Source organism: Micromonospora sp. URMC 103, assembly GCF_051386435.1.
GTDB lineage: Bacteria > Actinomycetota > Actinomycetes > Mycobacteriales > Micromonosporaceae > Micromonospora.
On record NZ_JBPQTR010000004.1, the window covers coordinates 1,037,287 to 1,051,935 of the forward strand.

Genomic DNA, 14,649 nt, shown 5'->3' on the forward strand with positions numbered 1-14,649 from the left:
CCGCCATGACCTCGTCGACCGGGCACGCCGCGTCGGGAACCCCCGCTCCCGCCCGCGCCGACCGCCCGGTCGACGGGGTCGTGGCCCGGCGGGGCATCGGTGCGGCGGCGCGGCAGCGGCGGGCCGCCGCGTACGACGCGTTCCTCGCCCCGCTGCTGCCGGCCCGGGCCGGGCTGGCGCTCGTCGCCGTCGGCGGGCTGGGCCGGCGGGAGTGCGCCCCGCACGGCGACCTCGACCTGCTGCTCCTGCACGCCGGAGTGCCCGGCGTCGACGAGGTGGCCGCCTCGATCTGGTACCCCCTCTGGGACGCCGGCCTGCGGCTGGACCACTCGGTCCGAACCGTGCCCGAGGCGCTCTCGGTGGCCCAGGACGACGTCAAGGTCGCCCTCGGACTGCTCGACGCCCGGCTGGTCGCCGGCGACCCGGCGCTCGCCGGCACGCTGGTCCGCGCCGCCGCCGACCACTGGCGGCGCACCGCCGTACGCCGGCTCCCGGGCCTGCGCGAGATCACCGCGGCCCGCTGGCAGGCCCACGGGGAACTGGCCTTCCTGCTCGAAGGGGACGTCAAGGAGGCGGCCGGCGGGCTGCGCGACGTCGGTATCCTGCGGGCCGTCGCGACCGCCGGCGTCACCGACGCGCTGCGCCCCGCCGTACGGGCCGCGCACGTGCGACTGCTCGACGTCCGGGACGCCCTCCACGAGCAGGCCGGCCGGCGGGTGGACCGCCTCGTCGCCCAGGAGCGCGACGGCGTGGCCGCGCGGCTGGGGCTGCGCCGAGCCCGGCTCGGGGACGTCGCGCCGGACGCCGGTGGCCGCGACGGGGACGTCCTGCTGCGCCGGGTCGCCGGCGACGCCCGTACCGTCAGCCACGCGCTGGACGACGCGTTCCGCGCCGCCGAGCGGCTGCGCGGTGGCCGGTCCCGCGTCGGCGCCGCCCGCCCGGTCCGCCGGCCCGTGGCGCGGGACGTCGTCGAACACGACGGCGAGCTGGTGCTGGCCCGGACCGCGATCGGCGCCCGGCCCGACCCGAGCCTGTCCCTGCGAGTCGCCGCCGCGGCGGCCACCACCAATCTTCCGATCGCCCGGGCCACCTGCGAGTGGCTGGCCGCGTACTGCCCGCCGCTGCCCGCGCCGTGGCCCGCCGAGGCCCGGACCGCGTTCGTCACCCTGCTCGGCGCCGGGCCCCGGCTGGTCACTGCCTGGGAGACGTGCGACCGGTACGGGCTGGTCGACGGCTGGCTGCCGGAGTGGACCCGGCTGCGCAGCCTCCCGCAGCACAACCCGGTGCACCGCTTCACGCTCGACCGGCACCTCGTGCAGACGGCGTGCGAGGCCGGCCGGTACGCCCGCGAGGTGGAGCGCCCCGACCTGCTGCTGCTCGGCGCCCTGCTGCACGACGTCGGCAAGGGGCTCGTCGGCGACCACAGCACGGTGGGCGTCGGCGTGGCCGAGGCCGTGGCGGCCCGGATCGGCCTGCCGGCGCCGGAGGTGGCCCTGGTCGGCACGCTCGTCCGCCGGCACCTGCTGCTGCCCGACGTGGCCACCCGCCGGGATCTCGCCGACCCGGTCACCATCTCCCGCGTCGCCGAGGCGGTCGGCGACCCGGCCACGCTCGACCTGCTGCACGCCCTGGTCCGCGCCGACGCGGCGGCCACCGGGCCGGCCGCCTGGTCGACGTGGAAGGGACGGCTCGTCGCGGAACTGGTCGCCCGCGTCCGTACGGCGCTCGACACCGGTGCCCTCCCCGCCCCGCCCGCACCGGACCCGGCGCTGCTCGCCGAGCCGCTGCCGGTCGTACGGTTCACCGGGGACCGGGTGGCGGTCGCGGCCGCCGACCGGCGCGGCCTGCTCGCCACGGTGGCCGGCTGCCTGGCCCTGCACCGGCTCGAGGTGGTCTCCGCGGACGCCTCGACGGTCGACGGGCGAGCTCTCGTCGAGTGCCGGGTGCAGCCCCGCTACGGCCTGGCGCCCGACCCCGTGGCGCTCGGCGCCGACCTGCGCCGGGCGGTCGGCGGCGACGTCTCGGTCACCCAGCGGCTGCGCAAGCGGGCCCTCGCAGGCCGCGGTTCCGGGGCCGCCCCGCGCGTCGTGTGGCACCGGGAGGCGGCCACCGACGCGGTGCTGCTGGAACTGCGCGCCGCCGACGCCGCCGGGCTGCTCTACCGGGTGACCCACGCGCTCGACGAGGCGGGCGCGCAGGTCCGCGCCGCCCGCATCGCCACGCTCGGCGCGGACGTGGTGGACGCCTTCTACCTGGTCGGGAGCTGGCCCGACGGCGCCACCCGGGCCCGCCTGGAGGCCGCCGTCCTCGACGCGGTGTGAGTCGGAGGTCGCCGCCGGGCGGCCTTCGTGGCCCGTCCGCTACGTCGGGGCGCGTAGTCGGGAAGCCGCGCGCCGGCCGACGTGCCGGGGCCCGGCGCGCGGAACCCTCGACGCATGAACCTGCCAGTGCAGACCGAAGGACTCACCAAACGGTACGGCGGCCTGACCGCCGTGCAGGATCTCGACCTGACCGTCCGGGCGGGCGAGGTGTACGGCTTCCTCGGCCCCAACGGCGCCGGCAAGACCACCACCCTGCGCATGCTGCTCGGGCTGGTCCGTCCCACCGCCGGCACGGTCCGGCTGCTCGGCCGGCCACCCGGGGCCGGGCAGCTGGCCCAGGTCGGGGCGCTGATCGAGGGGCCGGCCTTTTACCCGTACCTGTCCGGGCGGCAGAACCTGCGGGTGCTGGCGCGCCACGCCGGCGCTCCCGAGGCGCGGGTGCCGCTCGTGCTCGACCTCGTCGACCTCGCCGACCGGGCCGGCGACCGGTACGCCGGCTACTCGCTCGGCATGAAGCAGCGGCTCGGTGTGGCCGCGGCCCTGCTCAAGGACCCACGCCTGCTCATCCTCGACGAGCCCACCAACGGTCTCGACCCGGCCGGCACGGCCGACATGCGACGGCTGATCCGCCGGCTGGGCGCGGCCGGCTGCACCGTGCTCCTCTCCAGCCACCTGCTCGGCGAGGTCGAGCAGATCTGCGACCGCGTCGGGGTGGTGTCCCGGGGCCGGCTCATCGCCGAGGGCAGCGTCGCGGACCTGCGCGGCGTCACCGGCCTGCGGCTGCTCGCCGAGCCGCTGGACGGCGCGGCCGAGCGCGTCCGGGCCCTCGTGGGCGCCGAGCGGGTGCGGGTGGTCGACGGTGCGCTGGAGGTCGCCGTCGAACCGGACCGGGCGGCCTGGCTCAACACGGAACTGGTCCGGGCCGGCGTGGCGGTGCGGGAGCTGCGCCCCCGCGAACGCGACCTGGAGCAGGTGTTCTTCGAACTGATCGAGAAGGAGACGGCCGATGTCCGGTAGCTTCCAGGCGGAACTCGTCAAACTGGTACGGCGGCCGGCGACCTGGCTGCTGCTCGCCATCACGCTGGCGCTCGCGGTGCTCTTCACGTACGTCTTCCCGTACGCCGGCTACGCCGCCGGCACGGCCGGCCCCAACACCGGGCGCGGCCTGGCGGCGTTGCTGCCCGACCGGTTGGTGGGCAACTCGCTGGGCGGGCTGCCGGTCTTCCTCGGCGCGATCGTGCTGATCCTCGGCGTTCTGGTGGTGGGCGGCGAGTACGGCTGGGGCACCTGGAAGACGGTGCTGTCGCAGGGGCCGTCCCGGCTCGCCGTCTACGCCGCCAAGCTGCTGACGCTGGCCGTCGCGTCCCTGGTCGTGGTGCTGGCCGTGTTCGGCGTCGGTGCGCTGAGCAGCGTGTTCATCGCGGCCGCCGAGGCGCAGCCCGTGCGTTGGCCCGGGTTCGGCGACCTGCTCACCGGGATCGGGGCGGGGTGGCTCATCGCGACGATGTGGGCGATGCTCGGTGTCGTGCTGGCCGTCGCGCTGCGTGCCGTGGCCCTGCCGGTCGGGTTGGGGCTGGTGTGGATGCTCGCGGTGCAGAATCTGCTCACGGCCATCGCCGCGCCCCTGCTCGACTGGGTGGCGCAGGTGCAGAAGGGCCTGCCGGGCCCGAACGCCGGTTCGCTGGCGGCGGCGCTGGGCGCCTCCTCGGACACGCCCGGGGTGTTGTCGACGGTCGGTGGCGGGCAGGCGGCCCTGGTCGTGGCGGGTTACCTGGTCGCGTTCGCGGCGGTGGGCGGGTTCCTACTGCGTCGCCGGGACATCGACTGACGGATGGGCACGGTGGAGAGCGACGGGAGGGGCGGCGTGGACCGGCAACGGCCCGGGTGGCGGGAGGGCGTCGGCGACGCCGCCCTCGCCGTCGCGCTGCTCGCCTTCGAGGTCGCGGGCACCGATCCGTCCGCCGCCCAGCGGGGCGTCACGGCCGACGCACGGGCGTACGTCCTCGTGGTGGTGGCCGCGCTGGCGCTCGCGGTCCGGCGGCGGTGGCCGTTCGTGACGCTGGCGGTCGTCACCGTGGCGACCACCGCGTACCTGCTGCTCTACCCGTACGGGCCGATCCTCGTGTCGTTCCTCGTGGCGGTCTACACGGTCGCCGCGCACCGCTCCCTGCGACCGGCGGCCACCGGCGGCGCCCTCGCGCTCGTGCTGCTCACGGTGCACGTCTTCGCCGGCGCCCGGCCGACCGGCCTGCTCGGGCTCATGCCCGCCGCGGCCTGGGTGGTCGTGCCGTTCGCGCTGGGGACCACCGTGCGGCTCACCCGGGACGCGGCCGCCCGCAACCGGGCCGAGGAGGCGCGCCGGCTCGCCGACGGGGAACGGCTGCGGGTGGCCCAGGAGGTCCACGACGTCGTGGGCCACGGTCTCGCCGCCATCCACATGCAGGCCGAGATCGCCCTGCACCTCATGGAGAAGCGGCCCGAGCAGGCGCAGACGGCGCTGGCCGCCATCAGCCGGACCAGCAAGGAGGCGCTCGACGAGCTGCGCGTCACGCTGGCGGTGGTCCGCCGCGGTGACGACGGCACGGCCGAGCGGGCGCCCGCGCCGGGGCTGGCACAGGTGCCGGTGCTGCGCGACCGGCTGGCCGGCACGGGGCTGCCGGTCACCGTGGAGGTCGAGGGCGAGCCGGCGGCGCTGCCGGTGGCGGTGGACCTGGCCGCGTACCGGGTGGTCCAGGAGTCGTTGACCAACGTGCTGCGGCACGCCGGCCCGGCGACCGCCACCGTACGGATCCGCTACGCCCCGGCGGAGGTCGACGTGGAGGTCACCGACACCGGTCGCGGCGCGGCCGGAACCGGTCGTGGCGCCGGCGGCTCCGGGCTGGCCGGGATGCGGGAACGGATCACCGCGCTGGGCGGGTCGTTCGACGCCGGGCCCGTCGCCGGCGGCGGTTTCCGGGTGTACGCGAGGCTGCCCGTGGAGGAGCGGACATGATCAAGGTGTTGATCGCCGACGACCAGGACCTGGTCCGGATCGGCCTGCGGGCCCTCGTGGAGAGCGAGGAGGACCTGAGCCTCGTCGGGGAGGCCGCCGACGGGCTGGCCGCCGTGGCCGTGGCCCGCCGGGAGCGCCCCGACGTGATCCTCATGGACGTGCGGATGCCGGGCGTGGACGGCATCGAGGCGACCCGGCGGATCGTGGCCGACCCCGAGCTGGCCGGCACGCGGGTGATCGTGCTGACGACGTTCGAGCTGGACGAGTACGTCTTCGACGCGCTGCGCCACGGCGCCAGCGGCTTCCTCACGAAGGACACCCGGCCGGCCGAGCTGCTGCGGGCGATCCGGCTGGTGGCCGAGGGGGAGGCGCTGCTCTCGCCGTCGGTGACCCGCCGGGTGGTCCGCGAGTTCGCCACCCGGCCGTCCCGGGTGCCCCGCCCGCACCCCCGGCTCGGCGCGCTCACCGACCGGGAGCGCGAGGTCGTCGGGCTGGTCGGCGAGGGGCTGAGCAACGAGGAGATCGCCGAGCGGCTCGTGGTGAGCCCGGCCACGGCGCGTACCCACGTGAGTCGGGCGATGGTCAAGCTCGCCGCCCGGGACCGCGCCCAGCTCGTCGTCTTCGCGTACCAGTCGGGGCTGGTCCAGTCGTGATCGTCTGGCTGAACGGCGCCTTCGGAGCCGGCAAGACGACGGTGGCCGCGCGGCTGTGCCGGGCGCTTCCCGGCGCCCGCCGGTTCGACCCCGAGTGGGTCGGTTTCGTCCTGCGCCGGACCCGTCCGGTCCCCACCGGTGACTTCCAGGACCTGGTCGCCTGGCGGCGCTGGACGGTACGGATCGTCGGGCTCGCGGCCCGGCGGCCCGGCCCGCTGGTGGTCCCCATGACGCTGCTCCGCCCCGACTACCGGGCCGAGATCCTCGACGGCCTGCGGGAACGGGGGACGCCCGTGCGGCAGGTCGTGCTCCGGGTGCCCGCCCCGGTGCTCCGCGCCCGGATCGACGCCGACCGCGTGGAGGTCGCCGCCCGCGCCTGGCGGCACCGGCACGTCGAGCGCGCGCTGCACGAGCTGACCGGCCTCGCCGAGCGGGAGGTCGACACGATCGAGATCGACAACCACGGCCGCACGCCCGAGGAGGTGGCCGCGGAGATCGCGGCGCTGCTCGGCGGGCGGACCTGAACCCGGGTCCGGGGCCCCGGCGCGCACGATCAGGCGCGAACCCTGATGTCGTGGCGTCCCGGGCGTGCCGGAGGCCACGACATCCCGGAAACAGCGCGATCATGCGGCGCGGAGCGTGGGTGTCTGCGGCGGGCTACCCTAGCGGTGGCCGGACTCGAGGGAGCCGGCCGGCTTGTGCCCGCCGAAACACTGACATACGGGATGTTCGCGTGTTTGACACCTTGAGTGACCGCCTCTCCGGGATCTTCACCAAGCTCCGCGGCAAGGGCCGGCTCACCGACGCCGACATCGACGCCACCGCGCGCGAGATCCGCCTCGCGCTGCTGGAGGCGGACGTCGCGCTGCCGGTGGTCAAGGGCTTCATCGCCAACGTCAAAGAGCGGGCGCGTGGCGCGGAGGTCTCCCAGGCGCTCAACCCGGCCCAGCAGATCGTCAAGATCGTCAACGAGGAGCTGATCAACGTCCTCGGCGGCGAGGGGCGGCGGCTCCAGTTCGCCAAGCAGCCGCCGACCGTGATCATGCTGGCCGGTCTCCAGGGTTCCGGTAAGACGACCCTCGCCGGCAAGCTCGCCCGCTGGCTCAAGGGCCAGGGGCACCAGCCCATGCTCGTCGCCGCCGACCTCCAGCGCCCCAACGCCGTCGGGCAGCTCCAGGTGCTCGGCGGTCGGGCCGGCGTCGAGGTGTACGCCCCGGAGCCCGGCAACGGCGTCGGCGACCCGGTGCAGGTGGCCCGGGACTCGATCGAGCACGCCCGCCGGGCCGCCCGGGACATCGTCATCGTCGACACCGCGGGCCGGCTCGGCATCGACGCCGAGATGATGCAGCAGGCCGCCGACATCCGCGACGCCGTGAACCCGGACGAGGTCATCTTCGTCATCGACGCGATGGTCGGTCAGGACGCGGTCCGCACCGCGGAGGCGTTCCGGGACGGCGTCGGCATCACCGGCGTGGTGCTCTCGAAGCTCGACGGCGACGCCCGCGGTGGCGCGGCGCTGTCCGTCCGGGAGGTCACCGGGCAGCCGATCCTGTTCGCCTCCACCGGCGAGAAGCTGGAGGACTTCGACGTCTTCCACCCCGACCGGATGGCCAGCCGGATCCTCGGCATGGGCGACGTCCTCACTCTGATCGAGCAGGCCGAGGCGGCCTTCGACGCCGATCAGAAGGAGAAGATGACCGCCAAGCTGATGGGCGGCGAGCAGTTCACCCTGGAGGACTTCCTCGACCAGCTCATCGCGGTCCGGCGGATGGGCCCGATCGCCAACGTGCTGTCCATGATGCCGGGCATGGGGCAGATGAAGGACCAGCTCGCCGAGCTGGACGACAAGCACTTCGACCGGGTCACCGCGATCATCCGGTCGATGACCCCGGCCGAGCGCACCAACCCGAAGATCATCAACGGGTCGCGCCGGGCGCGCATCGCCAACGGCTCCGGTGTCACCGTCATGGACGTGAACCAGCTGCTCAACCGCTTCGCCGACGCGCAGAAGATGATGAAGCAGATGGGCGGCATGATGGGCCTGCCCGGCGGCCGGCGCAAGGCGACCAAGTCGCCGAAGAACAAGCGCAAGGGCACGAAGGGCGGCGGCCGGCCGCGCACCGGGGCCGGGATGCCCGGCGGTTTCCCGGGTGGCATGCCGCAGCTGCCGGCCGGCATGGACCCGAACGACCTCGCGGGCCAGGGGCTGCCGCCGGGCTTCAAGCTGCCGAAGCTGGACTTCAACAAGCTCGGCAAGGGGGACAAGCACCCCGGCTGAGCGTGTCGTGACGGCGGGCGACGTCATCGCGCTGACCGAGTACGCCCTCGGCGCGGGCCGGGGAGTGCGAGCAGGTGCCCCACACCCGAGGACCTGTTCGTCACCGAGCGGCCGGGGAAGGTCTGCGCCGACCTCGCGGCGCTGACCGCGCGACGCGACGGCCTGGTCCCCACGGCCGGGGAGTGATCGGGTAGGACTGTGCACATGGCTCTGCATGTGCGCGGTGTGCTGCTCCCCGACGACGAGGTCCGCGACCTGTGGCTGGTCGGCGACCGGGTCACCTTCGACCCGGTGCCGGGCGCCGAGACGGTCGTCGACGGCGGCTTCATCCTGCCGGGGCTGACCGACGCGCACTGCCACATCGGCATCGCCCGCGGCGGAGCCCCCATCGTCTCCCTCGACCAGGCCCGCGAGCTGGCCCGCGTCGACCGCGACGCCGGTGTGCTCGCCATCCGCGACGCGGGCTCGCCCTACCCGTACCCCGAACTGGACGACGCCGACGACCTGCCCCGGCTGGCCCGCGCCGGCCGGCACGTGGCCCCGCCCAAGCGCTACCTACGCGACATCGGGTTGGAGGTGGGCGCCGCCGAGGTGGCCGAGACGGTGACCGCCCAGGCGCGGGCCGGCAACGGCTGGGTCAAGCTGGTCGGCGACTGGATCGACCGGGGGGTGGGCGACCTCGCCCCGGCCTGGGACGCCGCCACCATGACGGCGGCCGTCGAGGCCGCGCACGCCGCGGGCGTACGCGCCGCCGTGCACACCTTCTCCGAGTCGGCCGTGGAGATCATGGTGCGGGCGGGGGTGGACTCGGTCGAGCACGGCACCGGCCTGAGCGTGGACCTCATCGACCTGATGGCCCGGCAGGGCACGGCCCTGGTGCCCACGATGATCAACATCCGGACCTTCGGCGGGATCGCGGACCAGGCGCGCGGCAAGTTCCCCGGGTACGCCGACCACATGCTCGCCCTGCGTGACCGCTTCCCGACCGTGGTCCGGTCCGCGTACGAGGCGGGCGTGCCGATCTTCGTGGGCACCGACGCGGGCGGGGGCATCGACCACGGGCTGGCCGCCGAGGAGATGCTGCTGCTGCACGAGCAGGCGGGCATGGCCCCGGTCGACGTGCTGGCTGCCGCGTCGTGGCGCGCCCGGGAGTGGCTCGGCTTCCCCGGTCTGGTGGAGGGCGGCCTCGCCGACCTGGTCGTCTACCCCGAGGACCCGCGCGCCGACCTGCGCGTCGTCCGCACCCCGGCGCGCATCGTCCTACGAGGCCGCGTGATCCGCTGACCCGCCCGCTGACCCGCCCCCTCCGCGCCCGGGACCGCGGTGATCAAGAGGTTTGCGTCGGAATCCGCCCCGATCCTGACGCAAACCTCTTGATCACCGCGCCGGGGGCGGGGGGCGGGGGCGGTGCGGTGGGGGTGGGTGGGCGTGGGCGGTCGTTCGGGGGCGGGTGTGGGCGCATAGGATGTGCCCTCATGGCACGCGTGCTCACTCCCCGTGCGGAGGACTTTCCCCGCTGGTACCAGGACCTGATCGCCAAGGCGAAGCTGGCCGACAACGGCCCGGTCCGGGGGACCATGGTGATCCGACCGGCCGGCTACGCCATCTGGGAGCGGATGCAGGCCGAGATGGACGCCCGGATCAAGGCGGCCGGCGCGGAGAACGCGTACTTCCCGCTGTTCATCCCGGAGAACTACCTCAAGCGCGAAGCCGAGCACGTCGAGGGCTTCTCGCCGGAGCTGGCGGTGGTCACCCACGGCGGCGGCAAGCAGCTCGCCGAGCCGGTCGTGGTGCGCCCCACGAGCGAGACGGTGATCGGCGAGTTCATGGCCAAGTGGGTCGACTCGTACCGGGACCTCCCGCTGCTGCTCAACCAGTGGGCCAACGTCGTCCGCTGGGAGCTGCGCCCCCGCATCTTCCTGCGGACCAGCGAATTCCTCTGGCAGGAGGGGCACACCGCGCACGCCACCCGGGAGGACGCCCGCGCGTACGCCCGGCGGATCCTGCACGAGGCGTACGAGGACCTGATGGTCAACGTGCTCGGCATCCCGGTGGTGGTCGGCCTGAAGACCGCCCGGGAGCGGTTCGCCGGCGCGACCGCCACCTACACCTGCGAAGCCATGATGGGCGACGGCAAGGCGCTGCAGATGGGCACCAGCCACGAGCTGGGGCAGAACTTCGCGAAGGCTTTCGACATCACCTACTCGTCGGCCGAGGGCGGCCGGGAGCACGCCTGGACCACGTCCTGGGGCACGTCGACCCGCATGCTCGGCGGCCTGATCATGTGCCACGGCGACGACAACGGCCTGCGGGTGCCGCCGCGGGTGGCGCCGGTGCAGGCGTACGTCATGGTCGTCAAGGACGGCGAGGGCGTCGGCGAGGCGGCGGCCAAGCTGCGTGACGGCCTGCGCGACGCCGGTGTCCGGGTCGCGCTCGACGACCGCACCGACACCCCGTTCGGCCGCCGGGCCGTCGACGCCGAGCTGCGCGGTTATCCGGTACGCGTCGAGGTCGGCCCGCGTGACCTGGCCGCCGGCAACGCGGTCGTGGTGCGGCGTACCGACGGGTCGAAGTCCCCCACCCCGGTCGCCGAGGTGGTGGCCGCGGTGCTGGCCGCGCTCGACGCCGACCAGAAGGCGCTGTACGACGAGGCTCTCGCGAACCGCCAGAGCCGGACCGTGGAGGTGGCCACCCTCGCCGAGGCGATCGAGGCGGCCGCGACCGGCTGGGCCCGCGTGCCGTGGTCGGCGGTGGGCACGGCGGGGGAGGCCGAGGCCAACGGCCAGGGCGTCACGGTGCGCTGCCTGCTGCGGGCCGACGGCTCGGTGCCGGACTCGGAGGACGAGCCGGACCTGGTGGCCGTCCTCGCGCGCGCCTACTGACGTGCGGCCCGAATCTTCCGCCCGGCGGTTCGCGCCGGGGCGGCTGGTCGTGCACCGTAGCGTCCACCGCGGCCGGATCGGCTGGGTCCGTACCGCCCGGGTGGTCGCCGACGACGACCGGGGCCTGCTGCTGTGGGTCGCCCGCGACGCGCCGGTGGCCAACGAGGTGACCGAGGCCGGCCTCGGCATGCGGGCCGTGCCCTTCGCCGAGTGGATCGCCTCGTCGTACCGGCTGCGGGTCGGGCGGTGGAACGGGCCGCCCGTGCTGAAGTTCCTACCCACCGGGGCCGCGCACTCGGTCTGGTGGTTCCGGGACGCGGCGGGGCGCTTCGCGAACTGGTACGTCAACCTCGAGGAACCGGGGGTGCGCTGGGACGACGGCCACCTCGCCGGAGTCGACGTGGTCGACCAGGACCTCGACGTGGTCGTCCGCCCGGACCTGAGCTGGGACTGGAAGGACGAGGGGGAGTTCGTCGAGCGGTTGGCGTACCCCGACCACTACTGGGTGACCGACGAGGCGGCCGTCCGCGCCGAGGGCAAGCGGGTGATCGCGCAGGCCGAGGCGGGGGAGTTCCCGTTCGACGGGACCTGGTGCGACTTCGTGCCGCCGGCCGAGTGGGACGTTCCGCCCGAGCTGCCGGCGGGCTGGGACCGCCCTCCGGTGCGCTGAGTCGACGCTGTGGCCCGGATCACTTTTCGGGTCGACCCGTGAGCTGGGCCGTCCGGTGTGAGACATCGGCGCCGGATCTGGCAGAATGGGTCGCTGGTATCCGGCGCGCGTCCGGCGCCCTCTAACCCGGGCGCGTCGCCAGTCCACCGAGCAGTCTCCGGCCCAACCCCACTGTGCCGGTCGGCGCTCACCCGTGCACACCGCCCGTACGGGCCGGTGAGATCGCAACAGGAGCGAAACAACTGTGGCCGTAAAGATCCGGCTTCTGCGGATGGGCAAGATCCGCAACCCGCAGTACCGCATCGTCGTCGCCGACTCGCGCACCAAGCGCGACGGCCGGGCGATCGAGTTCGTCGGGATCTACCAGCCGAAGGAAGAGCCTTCGGTGATCGAGGTCAAGTCGGACCGGGTCCAGTACTGGCTGTCCGTCGGCGCTCAGCCGAGCGAGGCGGTGCAGCGGCTGCTGGAGCTGACCGGTGACTGGCAGAAGTTCAAGGGCCTGCCGGCCCCGCCGCCGCTGAAGGTCGCCCCGGAGCGGGCCGACCGCACGGCGGCCTACGAGGCCGAGGCGAAGGCCGCAGCCGGGCTGGGCGAGGCCGAGGCGAAGCCGGCGAAGAAGGCGGCCAAGGCCGCCGAGGCGCCGGCCCAGACCGAGGAGCAGGCCGGTGCGGACTCCGGCGAGCAGGCCTGACGTGGCACTGCGTCCCGCCCTGGAGCACCTGGTCAAGGGCATCGTCGACCACCCGGACGACGTCCGGGTCCGCATGGTCGACTCCCGCCGTGGCAAGCGGCTCGAGGTGCGCGTGCACCCCGAGGACCTCGGCACCGTGATCGGCCGGTCCGGCCGCACGGCCAAGGCGCTGCGCCAGGTGATCGGCTCCATCGGCGGGCGCGGCGTGCGCGTCGACATCGTCGACTCGTACTGATGCTGCTCATCGTCGGTCGGATCGGTAAGCCGCACGGCATCCGCGGTGAGGTCACCGTGGAGGTGCGGACCGACGAACCGGAAGCACGGTTCGCCCCTGGTTCTGTCCTGCGTACGGAACCAGGGGCGAAGCCCCCGGCCGAACCCGCCGCGTCCGGCGTCGTCTATCGCGTGCCCGCCGAGCTGACCGTCGAGTCGGCCCGCTGGCACCAGGGGCGGCTGCTCGTGGCGTTCGAGGGCGTGCTCGACCGCGACGTCGCCGAGGCGTTGCGCGGCACGCTGGTCGGCGTGGACAGCGCCGACGTCGCGCCTCCGGAGGATCCGGAGGAGTTCCACGACCACCAGCTCGTGGGGCTGAGCGTCGTGACGCCGGCCGGTGAGCGGCTGGGCGAGGTGGCCCGTATCGACCACGCTCCCGCCTCCGACCTGCTGGTGCTGCGCCGTCCCGAGGGCGGCACGGCGCTGATCCCGTTCGTGAAGGCGATCGTCCCCGAGGTCGACCTCGCCGGCGGTCGCGTCGTCGTCGACCCGCCCGGTGGCCTGCTCGACCTCTAGCCAGTGGAGCACCCCCGCATGCGCGTCGACATCGTGTCGATCTTTCCGGAGTACCTCGCCCCGCTGGACCTGTCGCTCATCGGCAAGGCCCGGGCCAACGGCACGCTGCGGCTGGCCGTACACGATCTGCGGACCTGGACCCACGACGTGCACCGCACGGTCGACGACACCCCGTACGGCGGCGGCCCCGGCATGGTGATGCGTCCCGAGCCGTGGGGTGAGGCGTTGGACGCCCTCGCGCCGCCGGAGGTGACGCCGCCCCGCCTGCTCGTGCCCTCCCCGGCGGGCGCGCCGTTCACCCAGGCGATGGCCCACGAGCTGGCCGCCGAGCAGCACCTGCTGTTCGCCTGCGGCCGGTACGAGGGCATCGACCAGCGGGTGCTCGACCACGCCGCCACACGGATGCCGGTCACCGAGGTCTCCCTCGGCGACTACGTGCTCTTCGGCGGCGAGGTCGCGGTGCTGGTCATCCTGGAGGCGGTCACCCGGCTCCTGCCCGGCGTGCTGGGCAACGCGGGCTCGCTGGACGAGGAGTCGCACGCCCACGGGCTGCTGGAGGCGCCGGTCTACACCAAGCCGCCGAGCTGGCGGGGCCACGAGGTGCCCGAGGTGCTGCGCTCCGGCGACCACGGGCGGATCGCCCGCTGGCGGCGGGAGGAGGGGCTGCTGCGCACCGCCGCACGCCGCCCCGACCTGCTGGCCGCGCTCGATGCCGAGCGCCTGGACAAACGGGACATCGCCGCGCTCGACCGGGCCGGATTTCAGGTGCCGCCGGGAGATGTGGCAAAGTAGAGGGGTTGCCGCAGTCGGCCGCGCCGCGGGCGGCTGCGAGGATCCTCGACCGGCGTCGCCACCCGGGGATCAGAATCACCCATCCGCGCACCGACTGACGGTGCGCCGTGAGCCTCACGAGGACGCAGCGATGAACATCCTGGACGCCCTTGACGCCCAGTCGAAGCGGGTCGACCTCCCCGACTTCCGCGCCGGTGACACCGTGAAGGTGCACGCGCGGGTCGTCGAGGGCAACCGGTCCCGTGTCCAGATCTTCCAGGGCGTGGTCATCCGCCGCCAGGGTGACGGGCTGCGCGAGACCTTCTCGGTCCGCAAGATCAGCTTCGGCGTCGGCGTGGAGCGGACCTACCCGATCAACAGCCCGGCCATCGACCGGATCGAGGTCGTGACCCGCGGTGACGTCCGCCGGGCCAAGCTCTACTACCTGCGCGAGCTGCGCGGCAAGAAGGCCAAGATCAAGGAGAAGCGGGAGAAGCAGCCGGCGAGCTGACGTCCCGCCCGCCACGCCCGAGCTGCACCCGTGCCGCGCCGACCGCACCCCACTACGCTGGTCGGCGCGGGCGCAGCCCGGCGTCGGCCCC

Annotated in this window: 15 protein-coding genes; all 15 read left to right on the plus strand. The window is 74.5% G+C overall.

Annotated features, from left to right (window positions below):
• Positions 1-5: 5 nt before the first annotated feature.
• The 15 genes from ACSNOA_RS08500 (at position 6) to rplS (ending at position 14,558) form a co-directional block, all read left to right on the plus strand.
• Positions 6-2,321, plus strand: a complete 2,316-nt coding sequence (locus tag ACSNOA_RS08500) for a [protein-PII] uridylyltransferase (protein ID WP_436657386.1) — start codon at positions 6-8, stop codon at positions 2,319-2,321.
• A gap of 114 nt (positions 2,322-2,435) precedes the next feature.
• The gene (locus ACSNOA_RS08505) at positions 2,436-3,338 is read left to right on the plus strand and encodes an ABC transporter ATP-binding protein (RefSeq protein ID WP_436657387.1); all 903 of its coding nucleotides are present in this window, start codon (positions 2,436-2,438) and stop codon (positions 3,336-3,338) included.
• Complete coding sequence (locus tag ACSNOA_RS08510) at positions 3,328-4,149, plus strand: ABC transporter permease (RefSeq protein WP_436657388.1); 822 nt, start codon at positions 3,328-3,330, stop codon at positions 4,147-4,149. The genes ACSNOA_RS08505 and ACSNOA_RS08510 overlap by 11 nt, the downstream gene beginning before the upstream one ends.
• A gap of 3 nt (positions 4,150-4,152) precedes the next feature.
• Positions 4,153-5,313 (plus strand): sensor histidine kinase, encoded by a 1,161-nt coding sequence (locus ACSNOA_RS08515; RefSeq protein ID WP_436657389.1) that lies wholly within the window; start codon positions 4,153-4,155, stop codon positions 5,311-5,313.
• Entirely contained in the window at positions 5,310-5,966 is a 657-nt protein-coding gene (locus ACSNOA_RS08520) for a response regulator transcription factor (protein ID WP_436657390.1), read from the plus strand. Before ACSNOA_RS08515 ends, ACSNOA_RS08520 begins: the two co-directional genes overlap by 4 nt.
• On the plus strand, positions 5,963-6,490 hold the full coding sequence (locus ACSNOA_RS08525) for an AAA family ATPase (protein ID WP_436657391.1): 528 nt from the start codon (positions 5,963-5,965) through the stop codon (positions 6,488-6,490). Before ACSNOA_RS08520 ends, ACSNOA_RS08525 begins: the two co-directional genes overlap by 4 nt.
• A gap of 209 nt (positions 6,491-6,699) precedes the next feature.
• Entirely contained in the window at positions 6,700-8,244 is a 1,545-nt protein-coding gene (ffh, locus tag ACSNOA_RS08530; RefSeq protein ID WP_436657392.1) for a signal recognition particle protein, read from the plus strand.
• Between the two features lie 204 nt (positions 8,245-8,448).
• Positions 8,449-9,528, plus strand: a complete 1,080-nt coding sequence (locus ACSNOA_RS08535) for an amidohydrolase family protein (protein WP_436657393.1) — start codon at positions 8,449-8,451, stop codon at positions 9,526-9,528.
• Between the two features lie 191 nt (positions 9,529-9,719).
• Complete coding sequence (gene proS, locus ACSNOA_RS08540) at positions 9,720-11,126, plus strand: proline--tRNA ligase (RefSeq protein ID WP_436657394.1); 1,407 nt, start codon at positions 9,720-9,722, stop codon at positions 11,124-11,126.
• Between the two features lies 1 nt (position 11,127).
• Positions 11,128-11,796 carry a DUF402 domain-containing protein gene (locus ACSNOA_RS08545; RefSeq protein ID WP_436657395.1) on the plus strand — a complete coding sequence of 223 codons (669 nt, stop codon included), beginning with the start codon at positions 11,128-11,130 and terminating at the stop codon, positions 11,794-11,796.
• A 244-nt stretch (positions 11,797-12,040) separates the two neighbouring features.
• Positions 12,041-12,487 (plus strand): 30S ribosomal protein S16, encoded by a 447-nt coding sequence (gene rpsP / locus ACSNOA_RS08550; RefSeq protein ID WP_436657396.1) that lies wholly within the window; start codon positions 12,041-12,043, stop codon positions 12,485-12,487.
• A complete protein-coding gene (locus tag ACSNOA_RS08555; RefSeq protein WP_199853371.1) occupies positions 12,462-12,722 on the plus strand; it encodes an RNA-binding protein in 261 nt (86 codons plus the stop codon). Before rpsP ends, ACSNOA_RS08555 begins: the two co-directional genes overlap by 26 nt.
• A gap of 2 nt (positions 12,723-12,724) precedes the next feature.
• Positions 12,725-13,276: a ribosome maturation factor RimM gene (gene rimM / locus ACSNOA_RS08560; protein ID WP_436658349.1), complete on the plus strand. Its 552-nt coding sequence runs from the start codon at positions 12,725-12,727 to the stop codon at positions 13,274-13,276.
• A gap of 18 nt (positions 13,277-13,294) precedes the next feature.
• The gene (gene trmD / locus ACSNOA_RS08565; protein WP_436657397.1) at positions 13,295-14,068 is read left to right on the plus strand and encodes a tRNA (guanosine(37)-N1)-methyltransferase TrmD; all 774 of its coding nucleotides are present in this window, start codon (positions 13,295-13,297) and stop codon (positions 14,066-14,068) included.
• Positions 14,069-14,198: 130 nt separating this feature from the next.
• Entirely contained in the window at positions 14,199-14,558 is a 360-nt protein-coding gene (gene rplS, locus ACSNOA_RS08570) for a 50S ribosomal protein L19 (RefSeq protein ID WP_436657398.1), read from the plus strand.
• Positions 14,559-14,649: the final 91 nt, after the last annotated feature.